The 22,165-nt window shown below is 67.9% G+C and carries 14 protein-coding genes and 4 pseudogenes; 10 read left to right on the plus strand and 8 right to left on the minus strand.

The window, feature by feature from the left end; genetic code table 11:
* Positions 1-24: 24 nt before the first annotated feature.
* From AC0ZLC_RS05450 to AC0ZLC_RS05460, 3 genes are all read right to left on the minus strand, one after another.
* Positions 25-1,353, minus strand: a complete 1,329-nt coding sequence (locus AC0ZLC_RS05450; RefSeq protein WP_476750710.1) for a right-handed parallel beta-helix repeat-containing protein — start codon at positions 1,351-1,353, stop codon at positions 25-27.
* Positions 1,354-1,509: 156 nt separating this feature from the next.
* Positions 1,510-2,730, minus strand: a complete 1,221-nt coding sequence (locus tag AC0ZLC_RS05455) for a glycoside hydrolase 5 family protein (protein WP_476750711.1) — start codon at positions 2,728-2,730, stop codon at positions 1,510-1,512.
* A gap of 791 nt (positions 2,731-3,521) precedes the next feature.
* Positions 3,522-5,111, minus strand: coding sequence for a right-handed parallel beta-helix repeat-containing protein (locus AC0ZLC_RS05460; protein WP_476750712.1), 1,590 nt, complete (start codon positions 5,109-5,111; stop codon positions 3,522-3,524).
* A gap of 1,242 nt (positions 5,112-6,353) precedes the next feature.
* On the opposite strand from AC0ZLC_RS05460, the gene AC0ZLC_RS05465 reads away from it, so the two are divergent.
* The 8 genes from AC0ZLC_RS05465 to AC0ZLC_RS05500 all read left to right on the plus strand — a co-directional run bounded on the left by AC0ZLC_RS05465 (position 6,354) and on the right by AC0ZLC_RS05500 (position 15,545).
* Entirely contained in the window at positions 6,354-7,841 is a 1,488-nt protein-coding gene (locus tag AC0ZLC_RS05465) for a sugar porter family MFS transporter (protein WP_476750713.1), read from the plus strand.
* Between the two features lie 97 nt (positions 7,842-7,938).
* Complete coding sequence (locus tag AC0ZLC_RS05470; RefSeq protein WP_476750714.1) at positions 7,939-8,718, plus strand: DeoR/GlpR family DNA-binding transcription regulator; 780 nt, start codon at positions 7,939-7,941, stop codon at positions 8,716-8,718.
* Positions 8,719-9,055: 337 nt separating this feature from the next.
* Complete coding sequence (locus AC0ZLC_RS05475; RefSeq protein WP_476750715.1) at positions 9,056-10,105, plus strand: SIS domain-containing protein; 1,050 nt, start codon at positions 9,056-9,058, stop codon at positions 10,103-10,105.
* Entirely contained in the window at positions 10,102-11,061 is a 960-nt protein-coding gene (locus tag AC0ZLC_RS05480) for an ROK family protein (RefSeq protein WP_476750716.1), read from the plus strand. Before AC0ZLC_RS05475 ends, AC0ZLC_RS05480 begins: the two co-directional genes overlap by 4 nt.
* Before the next feature lie 1,532 nt (positions 11,062-12,593).
* Positions 12,594-13,172: a TetR/AcrR family transcriptional regulator gene (locus AC0ZLC_RS05485; RefSeq protein ID WP_476750717.1), complete on the plus strand. Its 579-nt coding sequence runs from the start codon at positions 12,594-12,596 to the stop codon at positions 13,170-13,172.
* Positions 13,169-14,008, plus strand: coding sequence for an oxidoreductase (locus AC0ZLC_RS05490; RefSeq protein ID WP_476750718.1), 840 nt, complete (start codon positions 13,169-13,171; stop codon positions 14,006-14,008). The genes AC0ZLC_RS05485 and AC0ZLC_RS05490 overlap by 4 nt, the downstream gene beginning before the upstream one ends.
* Positions 14,005-14,490: an SRPBCC family protein gene (locus AC0ZLC_RS05495; protein WP_476750719.1), complete on the plus strand. Its 486-nt coding sequence runs from the start codon at positions 14,005-14,007 to the stop codon at positions 14,488-14,490. Before AC0ZLC_RS05490 ends, AC0ZLC_RS05495 begins: the two co-directional genes overlap by 4 nt.
* The gene (locus AC0ZLC_RS05500; protein ID WP_476750720.1) at positions 14,487-15,545 is read left to right on the plus strand and encodes a saccharopine dehydrogenase family protein; all 1,059 of its coding nucleotides are present in this window, start codon (positions 14,487-14,489) and stop codon (positions 15,543-15,545) included. The genes AC0ZLC_RS05495 and AC0ZLC_RS05500 overlap by 4 nt, the downstream gene beginning before the upstream one ends.
* A gap of 312 nt (positions 15,546-15,857) precedes the next feature.
* On the opposite strand, the gene AC0ZLC_RS05505 is transcribed toward AC0ZLC_RS05500, so the two are convergent.
* The 4 genes and pseudogenes from AC0ZLC_RS05505 to AC0ZLC_RS05520 all read right to left on the minus strand — a co-directional run.
* Positions 15,858-16,088: a hypothetical protein gene (locus AC0ZLC_RS05505; protein ID WP_476750721.1), complete on the minus strand. Its 231-nt coding sequence runs from the start codon at positions 16,086-16,088 to the stop codon at positions 15,858-15,860.
* Between the two features lie 542 nt (positions 16,089-16,630).
* Positions 16,631-18,235: a protein-arginine deiminase domain-containing protein gene (locus tag AC0ZLC_RS05510; protein WP_476750751.1), complete on the minus strand. Its 1,605-nt coding sequence runs from the start codon at positions 18,233-18,235 to the stop codon at positions 16,631-16,633.
* 79 nt (positions 18,236-18,314) lie between these two features.
* The gene (locus AC0ZLC_RS05515) at positions 18,315-18,830 is read right to left on the minus strand and encodes a GNAT family N-acetyltransferase (RefSeq protein ID WP_476750722.1); all 516 of its coding nucleotides are present in this window, start codon (positions 18,828-18,830) and stop codon (positions 18,315-18,317) included.
* Positions 18,827-19,292: pseudogene (locus AC0ZLC_RS05520) on the minus strand (transposase); the annotation flags it as partial. The gene AC0ZLC_RS05515 and the pseudogene AC0ZLC_RS05520, both read right to left, overlap by 4 nt.
* A 228-nt stretch (positions 19,293-19,520) precedes the next feature.
* On the opposite strand from AC0ZLC_RS05520, the pseudogene AC0ZLC_RS05525 reads away from it, so the two are divergent.
* Positions 19,521-20,059 (plus strand): annotated as a pseudogene (locus tag AC0ZLC_RS05525) (hypothetical protein).
* Positions 20,060-20,090: 31 nt separating this feature from the next.
* Here the strand turns inward: AC0ZLC_RS05525 and AC0ZLC_RS05530 are convergent.
* Positions 20,091-20,783: pseudogene (locus tag AC0ZLC_RS05530) on the minus strand (IS5 family transposase); the annotation flags it as partial.
* 953 nt (positions 20,784-21,736) lie between these two features.
* Here AC0ZLC_RS05530 and AC0ZLC_RS05535 point away from each other — a divergent pair.
* A pseudogene (locus AC0ZLC_RS05535) lies at positions 21,737-22,006 on the plus strand (transposase); the annotation flags it as partial.
* Positions 22,007-22,165: the final 159 nt, after the last annotated feature.

Genomic DNA, 22,165 nt, shown 5'->3' on the forward strand with positions numbered 1-22,165 from the left:
GAACGCCACGACAGGGTCGTGGCTTCAGTGCTTGATGTAGTGCCTTCTGAACTCGTAGGCGCCCCGGTCCCAGCCGGTGCCCTGCGGCCGTGGCGTGCCCGCGTAATCGGCCCGGGTGCTCGTGGCGACGCCGCTGTCGATGGCGGGAGAGCCGGCGGCGAGCCGGAAGTCCGGGTGCCGGCCGTCCGTGCCCGGGGCGACCAGCCTCGGATCGGCGATCACATCGTGCGGACCTCGCACCATGGCAGCGGTGCCGCCGTAGTAGATGTTGTAGTCGTACACGACGTTGCTGTTCTCGAAGGTGAAGTTGGTGGGCTTGCCCGGCCGTGCCACCGAGATGTTGTTCAGGAGCCGGACGTTCGAGCTGTGCCAGGCTCCGATGTTCGGGTAATTGATCTCCCTGCCGCGGGAGTTCATGTAGGCGGTGTTGTGGACGATGTCCACGTTGCCGGAGCTGAACGAGTGGATGCCCGAACCGCCGTTGTCGAAGGCGAGGTTGTTCTCGACCAGGATGCGGCCCTTGTACGCGATGCCGGTGTCCTCACGGTGCAGGGTCTGGTCCACGATGATCCCGTTGCCGTCGGAGTAGCAGGAGCAGACGTACCACTTGACCTTGCTCTCGTTGTCGTGGACGACGTTCTTCCGAATGATGATCTTGTATCCGGTCCTGTTGTCCACGTCCACGGGTGTGAGCACGGAGATACCGCTGGTGGCGAAGGCCGAGTACCAGGCGTTGGAGTGCACCCTGTTGTGCTCGATGAGAAGGTGGTCGGCGTAGGTGCTCCCTATACCCGCGCCCGGGCAGTCCCATATGTGGTTGTTGCGGACAGTGATGTGGTGCGAGGACCGACCGGAGGGGGAGTCCTCCCGAATGTGAATGCAGTTGGTGTTGAACGCCGGTCCCGTGGGCTTCGACCGGGCCTCCGCGTCTTCCAGCCGCAGGTTGTCGCTGTCGCCCCGGATGTCGAGGCCGGTGATCGTGATGTACGACGCTCCGATGACGACGATCCCGTTCCAGCCGGTCACCGGCGCGAGGACCGGCCTATGTCCCGGAAGGGGCCGGTAGGTGATGGGCATGCCCGGTGCGCCCGAGCGGGTGACTTGGACGACCCCCTCCGGCGAGACATCGCCGTAGGTCCCGTTCATGATGTACACGGTTTCGCCGGGAAGGGTCTTGTCCGCTGCTTTCTGGATGGTTTTGAACGGTCTGCTCGTCGAACGCCCGTCGTTGGCGTCCGACCCCATGGAACTGCTGACGTAGTAGGCGCCCGGAGTGGCCGTGGCCGAGGGGGCGGCGGTGAGGAGAGTGGCGAGGAGCAGCAGTGCCGCTGTGAGTACACATGGCCAAGTCAAGCGGTGGGGTTTCGTCATAGCTGGTTCTCTCCTAGTGGATGGAGAAGTCAAGGCCGGACGCGACGCGGTTCCCTCCTTCGGTCATGCCGGTTCGCAGGGCGTCCCTGTGAGGGGCGCACGGAGCGGTCGGTGATGGAACGGGGTGCTGAGGGCTCGTCAGCAGTGGACGAGTTCGGTGATGCCGCGGGCGGACAGGTAAGCGGTGTCGTCCGCCCTGTCGTGGGTGACCAGCGCCGGCCGGACCCCCTGGTCCACGAGGGTGAAGAAGCGGTCGGCGACCGTGAGCCCGAGCTGCCGGGAGTCCGGCAGGACCAGGCCCACGTGGCGGTCGACGGGGCACACCGGTGTGTCGCGCAGTTCCCTGATCAGGTCCCTGAGCCGGACGCCGGCCGGCTTGATGTCGTTGACCACGGTGAACAGTCCCCGGTCGTACTCGTAGTCGGCGAAACCGGTGAAGCGACGGTCGATGTCGTGACTGCTCCACCAGGTGCAGCCCCACATGCCCTTCGAACTGAGGGTGTTGCGTGTGAAGGAAGCGGCCCACTGCGGAATCGTGTCCGCTGGCCGCTCCATCGGCGAGGCACCGAACTTCTGCAGCCACTTCGCGCGCCCGCAGGCCGGGGAGAACGCTTCGGCGAGCTCGGCCAGGTATTCACCCAGGTGCAGGACACCGGTGCCGTCCGGCCCGTACCGCACAGTCGCACCGGTCCGGTAGGGATAGGCGTGCAGGACACTGGCACTGCCGTAGGTGGCAGCCGCGGTGGGTGAGAACGTCCGTGCCTGGAACCAGGGCCGATGGTCCACGCCGTTGACGTGGAAGCGGCCGGGTGCGATGCGTTCGCAGTGGTCCAGCAGGAGGGAGGCCCACCGGTCCCCGGATGCCAGTGGGACATCGCCGTTGAACGCCGACAGTTCGTTGCCCAGGTCGAAGCCCAGGAAGCGCCGGTGGTCGCCGATGCATTCGGCAACGGCGTCGAACAGGGTCAGTTCCGCGCGGACCACGTCCTCGTCGGTGATCATGTTGCGGCCGCTGAGCCATGCCGGGAGAAACGTGAGACCGCTGAGCCGGCCGTCGAGGACGCTGACCGAAACGTCCAGCGAGACGTGCGGGTGATCGGCGAGATCCATCAGCTCGCACAGTCGCTCCAGGGCTCCCGGATTCACCACCGAAGGGTCGGGCTGGAAGGCGGGCCACAGCAGTTGGATGCGTATATGGTCCATTCCCAGACTGGATATGGATCGCAGGTCGTCGAGGACCGACGCGGCGTCCCACTCCAGCCACGAATATAACCAGTGCTCACTGGGGACGTAATTCACCCCGAACCGTGTGTTCGTGTCGTGGATCGCCGCCATCGCTGCCGCCTTTCCGTTACCCATGAGCGGAGAATTTGTCGCGTCCATTCCCGTGACCCACGCTCCCCGAGGGCGGGGTCGAGGGTGAAGGCGGGTGGCAGAGCGCTGACCACCGCCATAGAACCGCTGTTCGGCTGAAGGTTCCACCTGATGGCTCCTTCGACCTTCCTGGATCCTCAGATGCCCGAAGCGCTCAGCCCTCGGCGGGTCCTCGATGCTGGCGTATCGGCACGCCAAATCGGCGCTGATACAGCCTGTGCGTCGATACGGCGACCCCTGAGTGCATTTCGCCAAGGTGATGAACTGGACTTCCTCAGGGGAAGGCGGCTGACTCACCTTTGCCCGGGACGGATCGAGTTCGCCGGGGAAGTCGAGGCGCGGCAGCCGCAGACCGCTCTTCAGAACTGGGTCAACCCGCTGACCGCAGCCGTACTCGGGCTCCTCATGACCGGGGCGGACCTGCCCAACGCCGTCCGTACTTCATCGCCGTCGAGTGAATCGTCAACGCCGACGTGGGCACCACGAGCGCATTGCTGATGATCGCTGCCTATTGTGCTGGTCTACTGCTGCCGTGCTTGCTCATTCCCTGGGGCTGGACCGGCGTACTGCTGGACGTTGCGCGTTCCTCGTCGCGGCCGTCGGAGAATCTCCCGCTCGGCCCGGTGTGAGTGAGGCCAAGCGACTCGACTTCATCACGGTCCACGCGGGATGGGGACGTCCACGCCCGCGAGGACGCTGGCATTCGACGTTGGAGTAAGCCCGCTGCCCGGGCTGGGGGATGCCCGGGCAGCGGGGGTCGCGTCGGAACGAGGGCGTCAAGAGCGCTTACGGCGGATCAGCAACATGATCGCGGCGCCGAGTACCAGCGCTGCGGCGCCGATGCCGAGGGGTACTCCGACGCCGGCTCCGGTCGCTGCCAGCGGTTGGCTGTCACCGTTGGTCCGGGCGTCGTTTCCGGTGCCGGCGTCCGTCCCGTCCGTGACGTTCGTGTTCCCCTCGGTGATCCCCTTTGTCGGAGCCTGGGATTTGTCGTTCTTGGTCTCCGCCGTGGTACCGGCTCCCGTCTTGCCCACCTTGGTAGCGGCACCGGTCGCGGTCGAGGCGTAGGCTCCGCGGTCGGGTGCGCCGGTGGCCCGGCGGGCGCCGGTGATGTCTGTGGGGACCTGGTGCAGGGGCTTGCCCGAGCCGATGGCGGGGGAGCCCTTGCGCAGTCGGAAGTCGGCTCCGGTGCCGGTGCCGGGCTTGACGAAGCGCGGGTTGGCCACGATGTCGTGTGGGCCCTTCACCTCGGGGGCCTTACCGCCGTAGTAGACGTTGTAGTCGTAGGTGACGTCGGTGTTCTTGCTCTTCGAGTTGGTCATCTGGCCCGGGCGGCCGGAGGCCACGTTGTTCAGGATCCTGACGTCCCTGCTGTCGTGGGCGTAGATGTTGCCGTAGCGCTCCATGCGGGTGCTGCGGCCGTTCTGGTAGGCCGTGTTGTGCAGGATGTCGACGTGTTGGCTTTTGAAGGAGTGGATGCCGGAGCCACCGTTGTCGTAGGACACGTTGTTGGCGACCAGGACCCGTCCCTGGTAGTCGGGGCCCGACGCTCCCGCCTTGGCCTTGTCCTTGAGGGTGTCGATGATGATGCCGTTACCGTCCGAGTAGCATTTGCACTGCTCCCACTTCACCTTGGTCTCGTTGTCGTGGACGGTGTTGTTGGTGACCCGGATCTTGTACTTCCTGCTGTCGCCCCGATCGATGTCGTGTGCGGCCAGGATCGAGATGCCGCTGGTGGCGAAGACCGTGTACCACGAGGTGGAGTGGACGTGGTTGCGGTCGATCGTCATGTAGTCCGCGCCGCGCGATCCAATGCCCAGGCCGGGGCAGTGATGCACGGTGTTGCCGATGATGTCGATGTGATGGGGCCGGGCACCCGAGGACTTGTTGGGCTCGGCCCAGATGCAGTTGGTGTTGTACTTCCCCTTCCTGGTGCTGGCGCCGCGCTCGGCTTCGGCGAGGGAGATATTGGCGTTGTTGCCCTTGACCTCCAGTCCGCGCACGACGATGTGCGAGGCGCCGTTGATGCGGATGCCGTTCCACGCCGTGACGGGATTGATGACGGGGTGGTGCCCGGGGTGGGCCCGGAAGGTGATGGGGGCCCCGGCCCGGCCGGAACGGGAGATCACCATGACGTCCGCGCCTCCGCGTCGTTCGCGGTAGGTGCCGTTCATGATGGAGACGATGTCTCCGGGCGCGGTGCTGTCGGCGGCCTTCTGAAGCGTGCGGAACGGCTCGGCCTGCGAGGTTCCCGAGTTGCGGTCGGAGCCACCGGGGCTGACGTAATACGTACGGGAAGCGGCCTGTGCCGTCTGCGAACCTGCAAGCCCCAGGGGTATCGCCGAACCGATGAGTACTGCTGACACTGCGTATGCGCTGGTGTGTTTCATTGCTGCCTTTTCTCCGAGGACGCTTGCGCGGACGGCTGCCTGCCCCTTCGTCCCGTCTGCCCCGGTCGGAGCGACGGGGCCGCCATCCGTCTCACGCAAGGGTTGGGGAGGTGCCAACGTAAGTCCGATTCAGGGCTCTGGGTGCTCTGTGCAGTCTTTGCTCAGGAACCCCTAAGACTGCGCTAAGACTGCGTGTAGAAGGTGCTCGTGATGTCTTGCATCCGTGGCAGAAGTCTGCCAACGTCACTCCCGCAACTCGCCCCCACGGAACGAACTTGCGGGCGACGCCACGGCGGGCAGCCGTCGACACGTCAGCACTGGCCGCTACTCGCGATCCGCAGGCCGGCTCGGCCGGTCCTGATCGATCGTGAGCCGCCGCGTTCCGGGTTTGCTCGCAGCGCACCGGGGCCGCGGCAACGGCCTCATGTCCCGTGCCGGGCCGCAGTGTTCAGCGGGGCATGTCTCAGGTGGGGCTGCGCGGCGTGGTGTCTCCGTGCTTCGATCGCTTGTGACGTCAGAGTCGGCGGCAACGCGACCCTAGGCCGATGTCGCGGTGCAGCCCTACAACGGCAAACCGGACCGCAGAACGTGCGCGAGCGCCGAATCAGCCGACGCCGACCGTCCCTGACCTCGCCATTGGGGCCGACCCTCTCGCGCGCATCCGGGTGTGCAGCGCCGGAGCCTCCGGGGCCTGGGCCGCGCCGGCGTCAGCGGCCGGTTGACCCCGTCGTGGAAGGCGGCGCAGGCACCGAGCACCACCGCGTTGCCCCAGCCGAGGACCGGAGGCTGCGGCAGCCGACAGCCTTCGGCGGGCAGCACCTGCACGAGCTGTTCGCACGGGTCCGCACGGCTCGCGGTCGGTCATGCTCGTCCGGGACCACGCGTGCCGCCATGCGCTGCCGGGTGCGGAGAGAGCATCGCTCCGAAGACCCAGCGTGTCCGGACCGGTGCCGGTCCAGCTGTCGTCAGCGAACACGGATACCTCCACCCGGTTGCCGGAGGAAAGCGTGCACGAACATCTGCACGCTGATGGGCATTGACCGCACGCATTCGTGCAGCCCAAACTCCGACCAAGTGCAGGCGTGTCCGCGGAACGCGAGCGGACCGACGGCTACACACCGACCGCAAGCGCGAGGGGTGCGCCACATCGAGGGCCTCTTCGGCACTGAGTTCGTACGCGGTCTCTCGGTACCTCAACCATCACACGAGGACGGTCTCATGCAGCCTCATCCCGACGCGCTCTCGGGCGTCTCTTCTGCCCACCGGAACACGGGGCAGGACCTCGCCCGGGCCGGCGCCGACGATCCCGCCGCAGTCCAGCCTTCGGCCGCCGACGCACGACTCACCTGGTACGTCTACCTGGTCATTGCCGTCAGCACCCTCGGCGGTCTGATCTTCGGATACGACATCGGAGTGTCCGGAGGCGCCGGCGGCTTCGTCGCCGACGAGTACCGCCTGTCCAGCTTCATGGAGGGCCTGGTGGTCAGCACGTCCCTGATCGGCGGCATGATCGGGGCGATGGCTGGTGGTCCGCTGGGCGACCGGTGGGGCCGTCGGCCCACCCTGCTGCTGTCCGGGGTGCTGTTCGCAGCCGGTGCGCTGATCTCGGCCTTTGCCCCGACCCTCTCCGTGCTGCTGGGCGCGCGAGTCGTTCTCGGCGCGGGCGTGGGGGCAGCCTCGGTCCTGGTGCCGGTGTACATCGCCGAGCTGGCACCGCCCCGCCTCCGTGGTGCTCTGGTGGCGGGCTTCCAACTGCTGACCACCCTGGGCATCCTGCTCGGCTACGGTGCCAACGCCTTGTTCTTGGAGAGCCAGGCATGGCGCTGGTCTCTGGGACTGGCTGCTGTGCCGGGGCTCCTGCTGGCAGGCGGTGCATTCTTCGTGCCCGAGTCGCCTCGGTGGCTTGTGGCACGCAGCAGGGTGGAGGCCGCCCGGGGTGTGCTGCGCAGGGTGCGAGGCAGTGGTGACGTGGAGTCCGAGCTGAGCGAGATCAAGGCCATTCACGCGCGGGAGGCAGGCGAGAGCGCTCGGGGCTGGCGGGAGCTGACCGTCGGGTGGGTGCGACCGATGGTTCTGGTCGGCGTGCTCGTGGCGTTCTTCGCCAACGCCTGCGGCATCAACCTGGTGATCTACTTCGCCCCCCAGATCCTGCAGTCCGCCGGCATGGGTTCAGGTTCCTCGCTCCTCGCCACGGTGGGACTCGGCGTGGTCAACGTGCTCTTCACACTGATCGGCATGGCCCTGGTCGATCGTATGGGCCGCAAGCCGCTGCTGCTGGCCGGCGCCGTCGGAATGACCTTCGCCCTGGCCGCCCTAGCGGTGGTCATGTCCGTCCCGGGCCTGCCGGGTGCCGACTGGATGTCCTTCTGCTTCCTCAGCCTGTACATCGTGATGTACGCCGTCAGTCCCGGCCTGGTCGCCTACGTGGTGATCTCCGAGGTCTTTCCGCTGCACGTGCGAGCCAAGGCGACCGGCGTGGCCACGTTCGTCATCTTCGCCGTCAACCTGATCATCGGCCTCACGTCCCTGCCCATGCTGGACCGGCTCGGCGCGGCCACCACGTTCTGGCTGTTCACCGCGGTCTGTGCGCTGTTCATCGTGTTCTGCCTGCGCATGCCGGAAACCAAGGGCCGCACCCTGGAACAGTTGGAGGAGGACTTCCGCGCAGCCGCCCAGGCGCGAGGGGCGGGCGGGCACCGGGTATAGGGATCCGAACCGACGCACGGTACCGTGCGGAATGGCTGCATGCGCCGCAGGCGCCGTGCAGTTGTTCCGCACGTTCGACCGACAGCTGAGGTGAGTCTTGTCCGGGTCTTCGGCCGAGCGCCGCCGTGCCATCCTCGAACGCGTCCGTTCCGAGGGGTACGCGGGCGCCGCGGAGCTTGCCGACGAGTTCGTGGTCGACAGTTCCACCATCCGTCGCGACCTCGCTCAACTGGCACACGCCGGCCTGGTGCGGCGTACCCGGGGCGGCGTCCTGCCGGCAGACCCGGCAGAGGCCGTGGACCTCCCGTACGACGTGCGGCGCAATTCGCGCGCCGCGGAGAAGCAGGCACTCGGAGAAGCCGCTGCCGAGCTGGCGCAGGACGGACAGTCGGTCATCATCGACAACGGGTCCACCACCTATCAGGTGGCGTCGGCCCTGAGAAGCCGCCACCACCTGACGGTGATCACCAACGACCTCATGGTCGCCCTGTGCCTGTCCGAGCACCCCACCCACAAGGTCCACATGACGGGCGGCGTCATGCTCGACACCGTCTACACGCTGGTCGGCCCGACAGCCGTGGCCTCCCTGCAAGGACTGCACGTCGACTGGGCCTTCCTCGGAGCGGAGGGGGTGGACCCCGAGGCCGGCGTGACGAACGTCAACGTGGTGGAGCTCGACGTCAAGCAGGCCATGATCAAGGCGGCGGGGCGCCTCGCCGTCGTGGCCGACAGCTCCAAGTTGGGCCGCCGCTCCCTCGCCCCGGTCTGCCCGCTCTCGGACGTCTCCGTGCTCCTCACCGACGACCAACTGCCCCCAGAAGAGCGCGAGGCATACGGACCCGCCCTGCGCTGCGTGTCCACCGGCCAGAACCGCTGAGACGCGCTACGTCCGGCGCGCTGGACAGCGGTCCCGCGGACCGGGCAGGGGCAGGGCGGCCGATACTGCCGCTCTGCTGTGCCTGAAGCCGTGCGCCGGCCGGTTCGTCGTGGGTTCCCGCTACGCGGTCGTGCGGGCCCTTCGTCGGTCCGCATTACTACCGCACCCCGTCTGGGCGTCGCGGAGGTGCGGGCGGCCGATGGGCGGCACGAGAACCCGTGCGGCAACCGTGCACGATTAACTGCACGCAAGCAGGCGTTGACGCACGCTTTCGCGCATGTTGGGGTGGTGAAAGTCGGGTATCGATGCCGACACCTCCTCTCGAACGGTGACTCTGATGACCGACCTCGCGCCGTCTCCCGCCGGGTATCTGCGGGACATGGACGCCCAGCCCGACGCGCTCCTCGACCAGGCGAACAGCACACTGCCGGCCGCACTCGCAGGGCTCGATCCGCGTACCTACGACCGCATCGTGCTCACCGGAATGGGCTCGTCGTGTCATGCGTTCGTGCCGGTGGAACGCGCGTTCGCGGCCGCGGGACTACCCGTGCTGCGGATCGACACCGGTCAGCTGCTGGACGTACCGCAGCGACTGACCCGCCGTACGCTCCTGTGGGCCACCTCGCAGTCCGGCCGCAGCGGCGAGCTGGTCAGTCTGCTCGACCAGTTCACGGACGAGACCCGGCCGCACACCATCATGGGCACGACCGATGACACGGGCAGCCCACTGGCCGCCGCTGCCGACATAGTGATCCCGCTGCACAGCGGCCCGGAAGCGACCGTGTCCACCAAGAGCTATCTCAACACCCTTGCCGCACACCGCCGGGTGGTGGCCGCACTACGCGGCGAGGACGACCAAGTCGTGACCGGCGACCTGCGCCGGACCGCTGCCTCACTACGCACGTGGCTCGCCGACTCCCCGGTTCCGAACGGCATTGCCGCGCAGGCCCTGAGCGCACCGCATTCCCGCTTCGCTCTCATCGGCATCGGCGATGACGCGGCCACCGCACTGACCGGGGCACTGATCACCAAGGAAGCGAGTCGGGTGGCCGCCGAGGGCTACATCGGAGGGACGTTCCGGCACGGCCCGCTCGAACTCGCGGGCCCGGGCATGACCGCGCTGCTCTTCGGGCCCGGTGATCAAGGGGATGCGGCCCTGCCCGCCCTGGCCCGGGACCTGTCCGCGGCCGGCTCCACCGTGCTGACGGTGGGCCCGCGCCCCTACGCAGGCAGTGGGCACCTGGCCATCCCGGCCGGGGGCACCGCGTTCGACCGCCTCACGTTCGGCATCGTCCAGGTCCAGCTGCTCACCGTGGCACTGGCCCGCGCGGCAGGCATCGTCCCCGGTGAGTTCCGCTTCGGCCGCAAGATCACGGACACGCTGTGAGCGCCCGCACCATCGCCTCCACGTCCGGCGGGCCGGCCGCCATGCTGACGGTGGGAGTGGACCTGGGCGGCACAGGCACCCGGGTCATCGCCTGGCGGGACGGCAGGGTCGTGGGGCGCAGCCAGGCCCGCACGGCTGAACTGGGAGCCGCAGCGGTCCCTGATCGCGTCGCCCGCCTCGTCCGGCTGATCGCCGGCATCGTGCCGGAAGGCGAGTCTCCTGCCGCTGTGGGCATCGGAGCCAGCGGCCCCGTCGATGTCGCCATCGGCGTCATCCACAACCAGGACACCCTGCCCTGGTTCTCCGACTTCCCGCTCGTCACTCTGCTGCGCGGCACCCTGGGTGTCCCGGTCGCCATCGACAACGACGCGGTGACCGCAGCCGTGGGCGAACACGAAGCCGGGGCGGGCCGCGGCTGCGACAGGATGCTCATGGTCACCCTGGGCACCGGTATCGGCACGGCCATGCTCCTCGACGGCCGGCCCGTGCGGGGGCTGGACGGGCGTCACCCCGAAGGCGGGCACCTGCCGATAGCCGGTGACCCACGGCGTTGCTACTGCGGACTGACCGGCTGCTGGGAACAGGCCGCGTCCCGCACGGTCCTGCAACAGCGGCTGCGCAGCCACCTCGGCGACGACCACCCCGGACGAGAGACGCTCCGAAGGGGCATCGCAGCCGCCGACGACCCGGAGGTGCGGAGGATCTTCGCCCGCTACGGCACCGTCGTGGGCAGGGGTCTTGCCGCCCTGCACGCCTTGTACGGACCCCGGGTCACCGTCCTCGGCGGAAGTGCCGCGGACTGCCTGCCCCTGTTCGTGGGTGCCATGAATGACACACTGACCCGTTCCGCCGAGTACCAGGTCCCCACCGAAGTCAGGCCGGCCGCGTTGGGGGACGACGCCGGTGCGGTGGGCGCCGCCATCCTCGCGCGGCGGGCCCTGCCCGTAACCGCCTGACATCAGCCGCGGACCGGTGGCCTTGCCCTGACACCTTGCGGGTGGCAGCGCTGCCGTTCAGCTCGGCGGTCGGTGCCCCGGGACCTGACTACCGCAGGACGCAGGGGCACTGGCCGCCCCGCACGGCGAGGCGACGGTCAGCACGTGGCCTCTCGCTCCCTACTTGATCCCGATACCGACTTTCAGTGCACGCGCCACAGAGCTGTGGCGGTTTCCGCGGTAGCAGCCGTCCGGCTCGCCGTCCGACGAATGCCGGTATACGTGAGCGCAGTTGGGACGCCCCGCGGTCGCGCTCGACTGGAGGCACAGCGGGGCAGGTTCCCCGACGACCGAACACCTCGGAGTTCCCCTGGCCTCTGCTGTGTCCGAGGCAGGGTTCAGGGGGCGTCGTTGCCGCGTAGGCCAATCACGCTTCTCCGGGCCAGCTTCCGCGGTGACTGCTTCACAAGGGTGCCGTCGTCAAGCATCGCCTGCACGGCAGGCTGGCGCCGTCAGGGGGGACTTTCGGCGGAGCAGGGGGAGAAGACGCCTCGGTGCGTCACCAGCGCCGCGGTAACCCGATCGGGCGGCAGCGCAGAACCGGCTCCGGTCTGCCCTGACGGCCCCCTGCCACCGCTGGCTCGGACACCGGATCTGGTGGGCGAGCGCTGTCAGCGGCCTTCCGCAATGGTCTGATCGGCGAAGTCGTTGGATCGCCGGCGGAGCCGAAGGGCTGACGTGGCAGTTTCGAGAAGCCGCCTGTGACGTCTGCGAACCAGCGAGAGCGAGCGGTATCGCCGATCGAACGGGTACCGCTGACACTGCGTATGCGCTGCTGCGTTTCACTACTGCCGTTCCTTCGGGGGATGCTCACGCGGACCGCCGCGCCTCGCCTGGCCGGAGCGCCACCTGTTCCGCGCGAGGGTGTTCCGCGCGAGGGTCTTACGAGCATCGGAGAACCGGAGACGTTGCCTCACGCCCGCAGTCTGCCGGGAGAGCCGCATGCGCCTCACGGCCACCTTCAGGCGTGCGTGCCTCATGCGCTGCGTGCGCACGGGTGGCGTTGCACCTGGCCATCGCTTGAGCCCGGTGAGAGCTTGCACGCTGACCACGCGGCGTCAGTCGATCGAGGAGTCCCCAGTCGATGCCCGCGATGTCGCTTGTCAAGTCCCACATTGCGGGCCAGTTGCGTAAGCGACGGTCGCAGACTCCGGATGCCGACACAAGGTGGGACTTGCTATAAACGTTCTGACACTCCGTCAGTTCGGATTTCCGTCGTGAGGGGATGCCGGCAGGCTTCACTTTCGGCAGACCCATCAGGAAGGAGTCCGTCATGCTCCCGTGGACGTCGGTCTCGGCGCCGGGCGGGGCGCACCGTGCGGAGAACCGGCGGAGCCGGTCGCGCGGCGGCGACCTCGTGATCGGGGGCCGGTGGCATGGCGCCGGCCCTCATGAGTTGCCGCGTGCCTTTTCGGGGAGGGGTGTCGGCGCTGATGCGGGCGAGTGGCGTAGAGCGGATTGACCATCTGACGTTTCATGCATAGAGTGTCAGCATGTCTGATGCTGACCGGCTCCACACCATCCTGCAAGCCGCCTACACGTGCTTCACCAGGCATGGAGTGCGGCGCACGACCATGGATGACCTCGCCCGCCAGGCAGGCATGTCACGCCCTGCCGTGTACCAGTACGTCCGCAACAAGGAGGACGCCTTCAAGCGGCTCGTCCAGCACCTCCTCGACGACGCGCTAGCCGCCTCACGGGCGGCGATCATGAACGAGACGGATCTTGCGGCGCAGCTCGGCGGTGCTCTCGAGGCCAAGCTGGACCTGGTGGCCAGGGTGTGGCGTGACAGCCCTGCCCACGCGGCGGAACTCCTCGCCGTCGACGCCCGCCTGTCCGCCGACCTACTGGCCGCCTACGACGAGGCGATGACCGGCCTCCTCGCCGGTGCACTGGCCCAGGAGCGCCCCCTCGCCGACGCGGACGAGGTCGCCCACCTTCTTCTCGCCCTCACCCGCGGTCTCGAAGCCGATCTCACCGACCCGGGTACACCCCGCCGCCGCCTGCACCTGGGCGTCATTTTGATCGTTTCCGGCCTTGCGGCCGCCGACACAACCAAGGACCATCGATGACCACCACCGCCGTTCTGATCACCGGCACCTCCTCCGGCATCGGGCGTTCGGCAGCCGAACTCCTCAGCCGCCGCGCGGACCTCGCCGTCTACGCCACAGCCCGCAACCCCCAGGCCATCGCGGACCTCGCCGCCGCCGGTGCGCACACCCTCGCGCTCGACGTCACGGACGAAGACTCCATGACGGCTGCCGTAAAGACCGTTGAGGAGCGCCACGGGCACGTCGGCGTCCTTGTAAACAATGCCGGTTACGGCGAGTACGGGACCATTGAGGAAACCGGTCTGGACGGCGTCCGCCGCCAGTTCGAGACCAATGTCTTCGGACTCGCCCGCATGACCCAGTTGGTCCTGCCCGGGATGCGTGCCGCTGGAACGGGCCGCATCGTCAACATCGGCTCCATGGGCGGACGACTCGTCTTCCCGGTCGGCGGCTACTACCACGCCAGCAAGTACGCGGTCGAGGCGATCACCGACGCGCTGCGCTTCGAGGCAGCCCCCTTCGGCGTCAAGGTCAGTCTGATCGAACCCGGTCTGATCCGCACCGGGTTCGGCGAGGTCGCCGCAAAGACCCAGGCGTCCTCGGCTGTACCGCACGGCCCCTACGGCGCTCTCACCGCAGCGAACGAGGAACAGATGCGCACCTCTTACGATTCTGCGTTGCTCTCCGCCCCGCCTCAAGTCGTAGCCAAGGCCATCGCGCACGCCGTCACCGCCCGCCGCCCGCGCACCCGTTACGTGGTGACCCCCGCGGCCAAGGCCCTCGTCCACTCCCGCCGCATCCTCGGCGCCCGGGCCTTCGACTCCTACCTCAAGCTGCAATACCGCAACGCCGCATGACCGTCACCGATCCCTGGCCTTGGCCGCCGACGCACCAGCCTGCCCGCAGCGCGCTCGCTGTGCACAACGAGGTGACCACCGACCTGTCTCCGCACGACCTCTGGCCCGTCCTCATCGACGCCGCCAACTGGCCGGCCTGGTACGCCAACGCCCGTGACGTCGTCCTCCCACCAGGCATCCGTCACCTCACCCACGGCACCACCTTCACCTGGACCACGTTCCACCTGCGCGTCGAGAGCACCGTGCGCGAATGCGTCCCGAACTACCGCCTGGCCTGGGACGGCCGAGCACTCGGCGCCGGCGGCTATCACCGCTGGGCACTGCACCCCACCGCCGACGGGGGCACCCATCTCGTCACGGAAGAGGTCCAAAGCGGCCCGGCCGCACGCCTGGCAGCACGCGCAATGCGTCGCGCCCTGCAGCGTCAGCACCAGATCTGGCTGGAAGGCCTGGTACGCCACACCCGAAGGAACCTCGCATGAGTTCGACCGCACTGATCTACGGCGCCACCGGCTACATGGGGCGCCTGACCGCCCGCCGTGCCACCGAAGCAGGCATGCGTCCCCTGCTCGCCGGCCGCGATGCCACCGCTCTGGCTGGCGTCGGCCGTGACCTCGACCTGCCCGTCCGCGCGTTCCCCCTCGACGATCCGGCGGCCGTGCGGAACGCCATGGACGGAGTCTCCGTCGTCCTCAACAGCGCAGGCCCCTTCGACCGGACGGCTGCACCGTTGATCGACGCCTGCCTGCGCACGGGCACCCACTACCTCGACCTCGCCGGCGAAGTGCCGGAGTTCCGCCTCGCCGCCGACCGTGACCGAGAGGCCAGGGACAGCCACGTCATGCTGATGCCCGGTGTCGGATTCGGTGTCGTCCCCACCGACAGCATTGCCGTGCATCTGCATCGGCGCCTGCCGGAGGCCGACCGACTCGAGATTGCCTTCCGGACCGTTGGTGGCCTCTCCCGCGGTACCGCCGCAACCCTGTTGCGCGACCTTCCGCGCACGGGTGTCCGCCTTGCCGACGGCGTCTACCAACGGCAGCGGGCAGCGGCCACCACCAAGAAGATCGACTTCGGCACCGGGCCCACCACCGTGGCCACCAACCCATGGCGCGCGGACCTCCTGACCGCCGCCCATTCCACCGGCATCTCCACCATCGACACCTACACCGCCCTTCCGGCACCCGTACGCGTACTCATGTCCGTCGCCGCAAGAGTCCCCGCCGTGTTCACCTCCGCTGCCTGGCGGGCCACGGCGAACGCTCTGGTCCGGCGCCTGCCCTCGGGTCCCAGCGAGACCGACTTGGCGAAAGGCAGCAGCCATGTGTGGGCCCAGGTCACCGCCCCCGACGGGCGGCAGGCCACGGCTGTTCTCCACGGCCCCGAGGCCTATGAATTCACCGCGCGTACCGCAACCGTCACCCTGCAGCAGGTCCTTGATGGCCGATACACGCCCGGCTTTCAGACACCAGCATCCGTATACGGCCCGGATCTCGTCCTCAACATCCCCGGCGTCACCCGCCACGACATCGAATGACAGCTCCCCTCGGTGCTCTGGCGGCCCGTGCAGCTCCCCGCGGAGGGACGCTGACAAGTTGGCGGAGGGTGGCCGGGTGCAGTCCGCACTTCCGGCCGATCCCCACCTTCTGAATCCCCTGCTGCCGCAACTGGTCGGCGACACGGTGTCGTTCACGGAGCCGAGTCACGATCTTCAGCTCAATCGGCAGCTGGACTACCTGCCGTTCTTCCATGGCGTCTGCGTTCCGCAGGCTGTTCGGTCAGACGGTGGCGATGACCGTTCACTGTCTTCTCGACCGCCTGGCCGAGATTCACCCACAGGTGATAGCGATCAGCGACCTGCTCGGCCTGTGGCGCTTCGATGGGAGCTCTCCGCGTAACCGCTGGACCGGTCCCGGCAGTGCACCTTCACCTCGGGGTGGTCGCGGAGCCAGGCGGCGAGGTCTTCGCCCTCGCGCCCCTCGTAGAGAGACGGCGGACGGTGAGTGACCATGTCGATCAGCACCGTGCCGTCGTGACGGCCCCTGCGGAGGGCGGAGTCGTCAACGGCGAGGATCTCCACCTCGCTGGCTCCGGTTCGGGCAGGGCCCTCATCAGCCGCAGCAGCGTGTCCTTGCCCACGGTGATGCCGACCGCGGAAGCCAGGTGGTTTCCTGCCCGACTGGCCAGGGCCAGTCCGATCCGCGTCACCACTCCGCAACAGCGGGGTCTGCCGACGGTACGGGGTCGTCAGTCCCATGATCTGTTCGGTGAACATCACCGTCGTGGGGGCAGTGTTCTGGCGGCGGAACCGGCGTATGGGTAACTCGATCACCACGCTGAGCCCGCCCACGGCGACGTCACGTAGCTTGCGTACGTACCGGCCGTGCACAAGAGCGGAGCTTTGACCGTAGCGACAGGATCCGCTCGCCCGCACCCGCGTCCTCAACACCAACTTGCCCGTCCGTCGCTCGACCTCCTCGATGAGCAACGCCGACCGGTTGGGAAACAGCTCTAAGAACCCCTAGGACGCCGCACCGCACGCCAACAGTGGTGCAGGGCCATATCTGTAGCCGGCCCCCCTGGTTGCCAACTTGGGGGGCCGGCCGGCTGTGCAGTCCGCGGTTACGGCTTCCACCAGGCCGCGGAGGCATCGCGGAGGGTGTTGGTGCCGCAGTGAATCTCGCCCATACCGATGTGGTACGTGTACCAATCGTCGACGTACGAGACCTTCAGGCCGGCGCGCTTGTACGCGGCCGTGACGCCTTTGGTGAAGATGTCTCTGCCATTGATGACAGGGCCCCACTGGCGCGGGGCGAGGTAGTGCTCACGGGAGAGCAGGATGCCGTTCACGGCGCCAGGGACGTACGCGCTGGTCGAAACGGTCCCAGGCGCGGGTGCCGCTGGGGCGCCGCTGCCGCTGTCTGCGCTGCCGTTCCCGCCGAGGAACTTCTGCTGTCCATGCTCTTCTATGGTTTTCGGGTCGACGCTGGTGCCGAGACGCCGGAGCAGAGGCATCTGCGGGCCACCGTCGTTGGTGCCCGTACCGCGGGTGTAGAGGGCAGGTACCTTGACTATCTCGTCGTCGGTGACCCCCGTCTCCCGCTTCAGAACTTCCAGGTTCGCCGCTATTTTCTTTGCGGCCATCCTGTTGTCAGACACGAGGTACCGGGAAGCTAGGGCCTGGTCGATCGTCTCCTTCGGGGCTGACGCGCCGTCGAAGCCCGGCACCGAGAACATCTTGGTCGCGCCATGGCCGTCGTGCTGGGCCTCGCGGAGCAGCTGCAGGCCGACCTCAGGGTCGGCGACACCGATCTGCCAGCCGCGCGGAGTGTTGGCCGGGAGGAATTGGATGAACTCGTCGACGTGACCGACGTCCAGCCAGGACGTGTCCAGAAGCAATGGGTCCTGCAGGCCCTGGGACCGCAACAGCGTGCGGATCTCCTTCGAGGGTGCGATCCCGCTGCCGTCCTTGCGCTCACCCATGATTATTCGTCCGGCCGGGAATGCGCGGCCGCCGTGGGCGTAGGGCGGGATGGTCTCCAGGTTGCCGTAGGAATTCAGGGTTTCCCAGCCCTGCGTGTCACGACCCTTGGCCTGCACGACGCCGATGTTCGGGCCGCGGAGCTTCTCGTACAGTTCGCGGCCTGCCTCACGATCCTGGGCGGAGCGCAGCATAACGCGCATCGTCTGCCGACGTCCGTTCGCGCCGGTCATGCTGAGATAGGCGGGCTCGACGAAGTCCTGAGCCCAGATGTCGTCGTACTTTTCAAGGGTCACCAACGGCTTGGCGATACCCGCTTTCTGGGCCTCCTGTGCCAACGTCGCTACGAACTTGCGCTGGTGCTTGGCCCAGGCGTTGTTGCCGAGCACCTTGGTGACGAGCAACTGCTGTGTGTCTTGCAGAGCGTGGTGGGTGAGCAGTGGGGCGGCGCGCAAGGTAACGGTGTCAGAGGCGACGCCAGAGCCGGACGTGACCTTCATCCGGATCGTCGTGCGGCCATCCCACTGCGCGCTGTCTCGGATGACGTCCTTTCCCTCGATGCCGAGCTCGACGCCGGCGCGCAGCTCGGCTCGAGTCAGCCGGGTCTGCGAAATGACAGGCTTCCATGTGCCGCTCTGCTTGACGAAGACCCTCGTGTGCGCTGCCCCCCTGATGACCTTGGCCGCGCCTGAGGAAGTGATGGCATAGCCGGGGCTGCTGTCCTTCGAAGGCGCTGTGCCGGGCAGTGCGTGACGTCCCCGACCGGCAGGTGCCGCAAGCTGCACCCGCCCGGTGAGCAATCGTCAAGACCTGTGGGGCGTGGGGTCAGCTGATCGTCAGCTGCCATTTGATCTCTCCGTCGTGCCACTGGTTGGTGGGGGTGAGGCCGGCTGCGGCGGCGACGGCGGCGGATGCCTTGTGGTCCGGGTGGATGTGGGCGATGACCGTGTGCACCGGGTGTGTGCGGAGCCAGTCGACGAGTCCTTGGGCAGCTTCGGTGGCGATGCCTCGCCGCTGCCAGGGGCTACCTACCACCCAGGCGATCTCTGCGGCGGCTCCGCGGTCGTCGGCGGTGACCGTCGCCTGAACATAGCCGGCCAGGCAGGCGGCGTCGCGGAGCTGGATGATCCAGTTGCACCAGGATTCGCCGGCACTGCGTGAGCCGGCCACCAAACGTTCGTAGCGGGCGCGCAGATTTTGGGCAGTGTCCGGGGTGCCACCGGTGAAGGTGTGCAGGCCGGGGTCGGACAGCACTGCGGCCATCTCGTCGGCGTGCTCGACCTGCAGGGGAAGCAAGGCCAGCCGGTCGGTGTGGATGGGTTCGGGCTCGAGGACGATCACGCTGCCTCCTGGTTGGGACGTTCGACGAGTATCCCGCGCTCGAAGGGGCACCGGCCCGGACCGGGGCAACGAGGTGGGCGCGTTCACCGCGCGCCACCGGTTCTGGGCGGACCCGACCAGTTTGAACACCATGGCCAGAACGGCGGCCATGCTGCCTGCTCCCTTGGTGACCTTGGTGACCTTGGTGACCTTGGTGACCTTGGTCCGCAGCCGAACGCTGGCGAAGGCCGACTCGATGGGGTGGGTGGTTCGCAGGTGGGTCCAGTGCTCGGCCGGGAAGTCGTAGAAAGCCAGCAACTCGTTCTGGTCGTCGGTGTTCTTCTTGACCACCTTGGGGAACCTCGCCCCGTAGAGCCTGGCGAGCGCCTTGATGGCCTGCTCGGCGTGCTCGCGGCCCTCGGCGTCGTAGATCTCCCACAGGACCTTCTTCGCCGCCGGCTGGGCGGACCTGGGGCACGCGCTGCCCCCGCCCCCGTGGGGGCACGGCGCCACACATCCGTACGGTGCAACTGGGCGCAGTTCCGCGGGCTGGCGCGCGGCCCGCGTTACCCGCGGCGCAGCCCGGCCCCAGTCCGTGTTAGAGGCCGTTCTCTTTCCGAATGCCGTGTGCGGATTCCGCTGGTCAGGCATGAGATTGCGGCTGTGGCGGGAGTCTCGACTCGTTGCTGATCGAGTCGGTGGGGGTGGCGGATGCCGTCGATGCGGGCGGTCCTGGAAACGCGGCGGAAGGCCACTGCCGTGCGGGTGGATGAGCTGGAAGCCGAACTGAAGCGGGTGCGGGCAGATTTGGCGGATGCCGAGGAGGTTCTCAAGCTTCGGACGATCGGCCTCGAGCAGTATCTGGAAGCGCTCGCCGAGGAGGAACAGCCGGCCGAGACAGTCGTTGGCCCGTCGCCGAGGACGCCGGTGGGCCCGCGCCGTGCGGTGCCGCATCTACAGAACGCGGCCGGGGTCGAAGACCTGTCGGTGGACTACCAGGCGGCGATGGCAGCCGCGGCCGAGGCCGGGAACGACGGGCTGGTTGCCCGGCGGGCGGCCGTGGTGCCTGGCTGGGACAGTGCCTCGGCCTCACGCGTCGAGGGCGCGAGAGCACGTCTGAAGAGGCTGGTGGAACGGGGCTGGCTGGTGGAGACGAAGCCCGGGAGGTTCACCCGCCGTCAGGACTGCAGGCCGACGAGATCGTGCGGCCAGGCGGCGGCTCATCAGGGCGATCATCGACCAGCGGATGACGGCTTCGCTCGTGTCGGGGCGGCGTTCGTAGTCCCTGACCAGGCGGCGGCTGCGCAGAAACCACGCAAAGGACCGTTCGACGACCCAGCGGCGGGGAAGGGCCTGGAAGCCTCGGACGTCCTCACTGCGGCGGACGATGTCGAGGACGAGGCCGAGGTGCTGGCTGGTCCAGTCGGTGAGGTGGCCGGTGTAGCCGCCATCGGCCCAGACCCGGGCCAGCCGCCGGAAGCGGCCGGCCGCCGCTGGCAGAAGGGACCGGGCGCCGTCCCGATCGGTCACGGACGCCGGTGTGACCAGCACGGCCAGGAGAAGTGCGAGCGTGTCGGTGAGCAGGTGCCGCTTGCGACCGTTGCTTTTCTTGCCCGCGTCGAAGCCCCGTGAGCCGAAGGTGACGGTGGCGTCTGCCTTCACCGACTGCGAGTCCACGACCCCCGCGCTCGGCTCGGCGCTGCGGCCTTCGCCGGCGCGGACGGCTTCCCGCAGCCGGTCGTGCAACTCGGTGACCAGTCCCGTGTCCCGCCAGCGGGCGAAAAAGGCGTAGACGCGCGGCCAGGGCGGGAAGTCCGCGGGCATTGCCCGCCACTTGATGCCGTTGTCGACGAGGTAGCGCACTGCGTCGATCATCTGCCGGTGGCAGTAGCCCTCCGGACGCCCGCCGCGGCCCGAGAGCCAGCCCGGCACCGGCAGCAGTTCCCTCACCACGGCCCACTCGGCATCGCTCATGTCCGAGCCGTATCGGGGCCGGCGCTGCGGCCGGTCGACCGCGTTCCCGAACCTGTGGGCGAGGCAGTCACACCCACGAGTGGACGAACTGGACTCGGCGACCACGACCACGCGACACTTCGACAACAGGGCCTCTTGCTTCTCGCTGGACTCGACATCCGCGAGCTACCAAGAGGCCCTTCCTTCATGCACCCGCCCCGGACAACTCACCCGAACCAGGACCTCGTTCGAACCTGCCCGACCGCGCGAGCGGATAGAGAACAGGCAGTTACCACGATTCCAGCTCAGGGGGCTTGATGGGGAAGCAGTCGACCGCGGTGAGGGCGGAGTTCGCAGCCGCGACCAAGCGGCTACTGGGGCAGCGAGCTGCGTACCGCTGCTCCAACCCCGGGTGCGGGGTGCTGACGATCGGCCCAGGTGCTGGCGGCGCGGATGTGGAGATAACAGGGACGTCCTCACACATCTATGCGGCAGCCGAAAGAGGCCCGCGCGGTACCGGCGGGCTCAGCGTGGAGGTACGCAGCGACTCCCGAAACGGCACCTGGCTCTGTGCCCGTTGCGGTTGGCTCGTCGATACCAACGATGGTGGCGCTTACCGGGCCTCACTCTTGCGGGGCTGGCGCGACCTGCAGGAAACACGTGTTTGTATGGAGCACGGAGGAGTTGCCCGTCCGTTCGGCTGGGTCCACTCCATCGAGATCATTGATGACGTGTGGTTGTTGGCTGAGCCCACAACGGTCCAGTTCTCGCGTTGCAACATGTTCATCGGCCCCAACGACGTCGGCAAGACACTCTTTAGTACTCCAGCAGCGCTTTGCTATCTGTCCTGCTCAGAGGCATCGTCGGGAGTGTAGTTGGCTGCTGGCATGTCAGGGGCGGTCTTGCCGGACCGCCCCTCCAACGAATGACATCGAGAACTGTCTGCGCGGTGATGAGGGCAGCTTCTCCGCGTGATCGACGACCTTGCCGACGCGACCTGGGACCGTGAACTCGACGACCTCTTCTTGCGGATCGGCCACCGTTTCGGCCGCGCCGACCTGCGGCGACGCACGCGTGACTACGTCCGCGCCCTGCTCGGCCCGGTCGGCCGCAAAAACGGCTGGCAACTGGCCGAACACGCAGGCCACCGCACCCCCGACGGCCTGCAACGGCTCCTGAACGGAGCCACCTGGAACGCCGACGACGTCCGCGACGACCTGCAGACATACGTCGCTGACAAGCTTCGGCGAGGCCGACGGAGTTCCGCGCCCTAGGTCCGCCGCGTGCGCGAGCGAGTCTCTGGAAACCCTCAAGTCCCTTGCGTGACAGGGGATACGACCGGGACGGTGACCCTCATGGGAGCCTTTGGTGCACTGAACAAGAAGCACGACTTCGTGCTGGTC

The sequence above is a fragment of the Streptomyces sp. GLSS-08 genome, assembly GCF_056387915.1.

Coding starts and splice junctions, on each gene's coding strand:
- AC0ZLC_RS05455 (WP_476750711.1), bottom strand. CDS start 2,730: ATGGGTAACGGAAAGGCGGCAGCGATGGCGGCGATCCACGACACGAAC.
- AC0ZLC_RS05465 (WP_476750713.1), top strand. CDS start 6,354: ATGCAGCCTCATCCCGACGCGCTCTCGGGCGTCTCTTCTGCCCACCGG.
- AC0ZLC_RS05475 (WP_476750715.1), top strand. CDS start 9,056: ATGACCGACCTCGCGCCGTCTCCCGCCGGGTATCTGCGGGACATGGAC.
- AC0ZLC_RS05485 (WP_476750717.1), top strand. CDS start 12,594: ATGTCTGATGCTGACCGGCTCCACACCATCCTGCAAGCCGCCTACACG.
- AC0ZLC_RS05490 (WP_476750718.1), top strand. CDS start 13,169: ATGACCACCACCGCCGTTCTGATCACCGGCACCTCCTCCGGCATCGGG.
- AC0ZLC_RS05495 (WP_476750719.1), top strand. CDS start 14,005: ATGACCGTCACCGATCCCTGGCCTTGGCCGCCGACGCACCAGCCTGCC.
- AC0ZLC_RS05500 (WP_476750720.1), top strand. CDS start 14,487: ATGAGTTCGACCGCACTGATCTACGGCGCCACCGGCTACATGGGGCGC.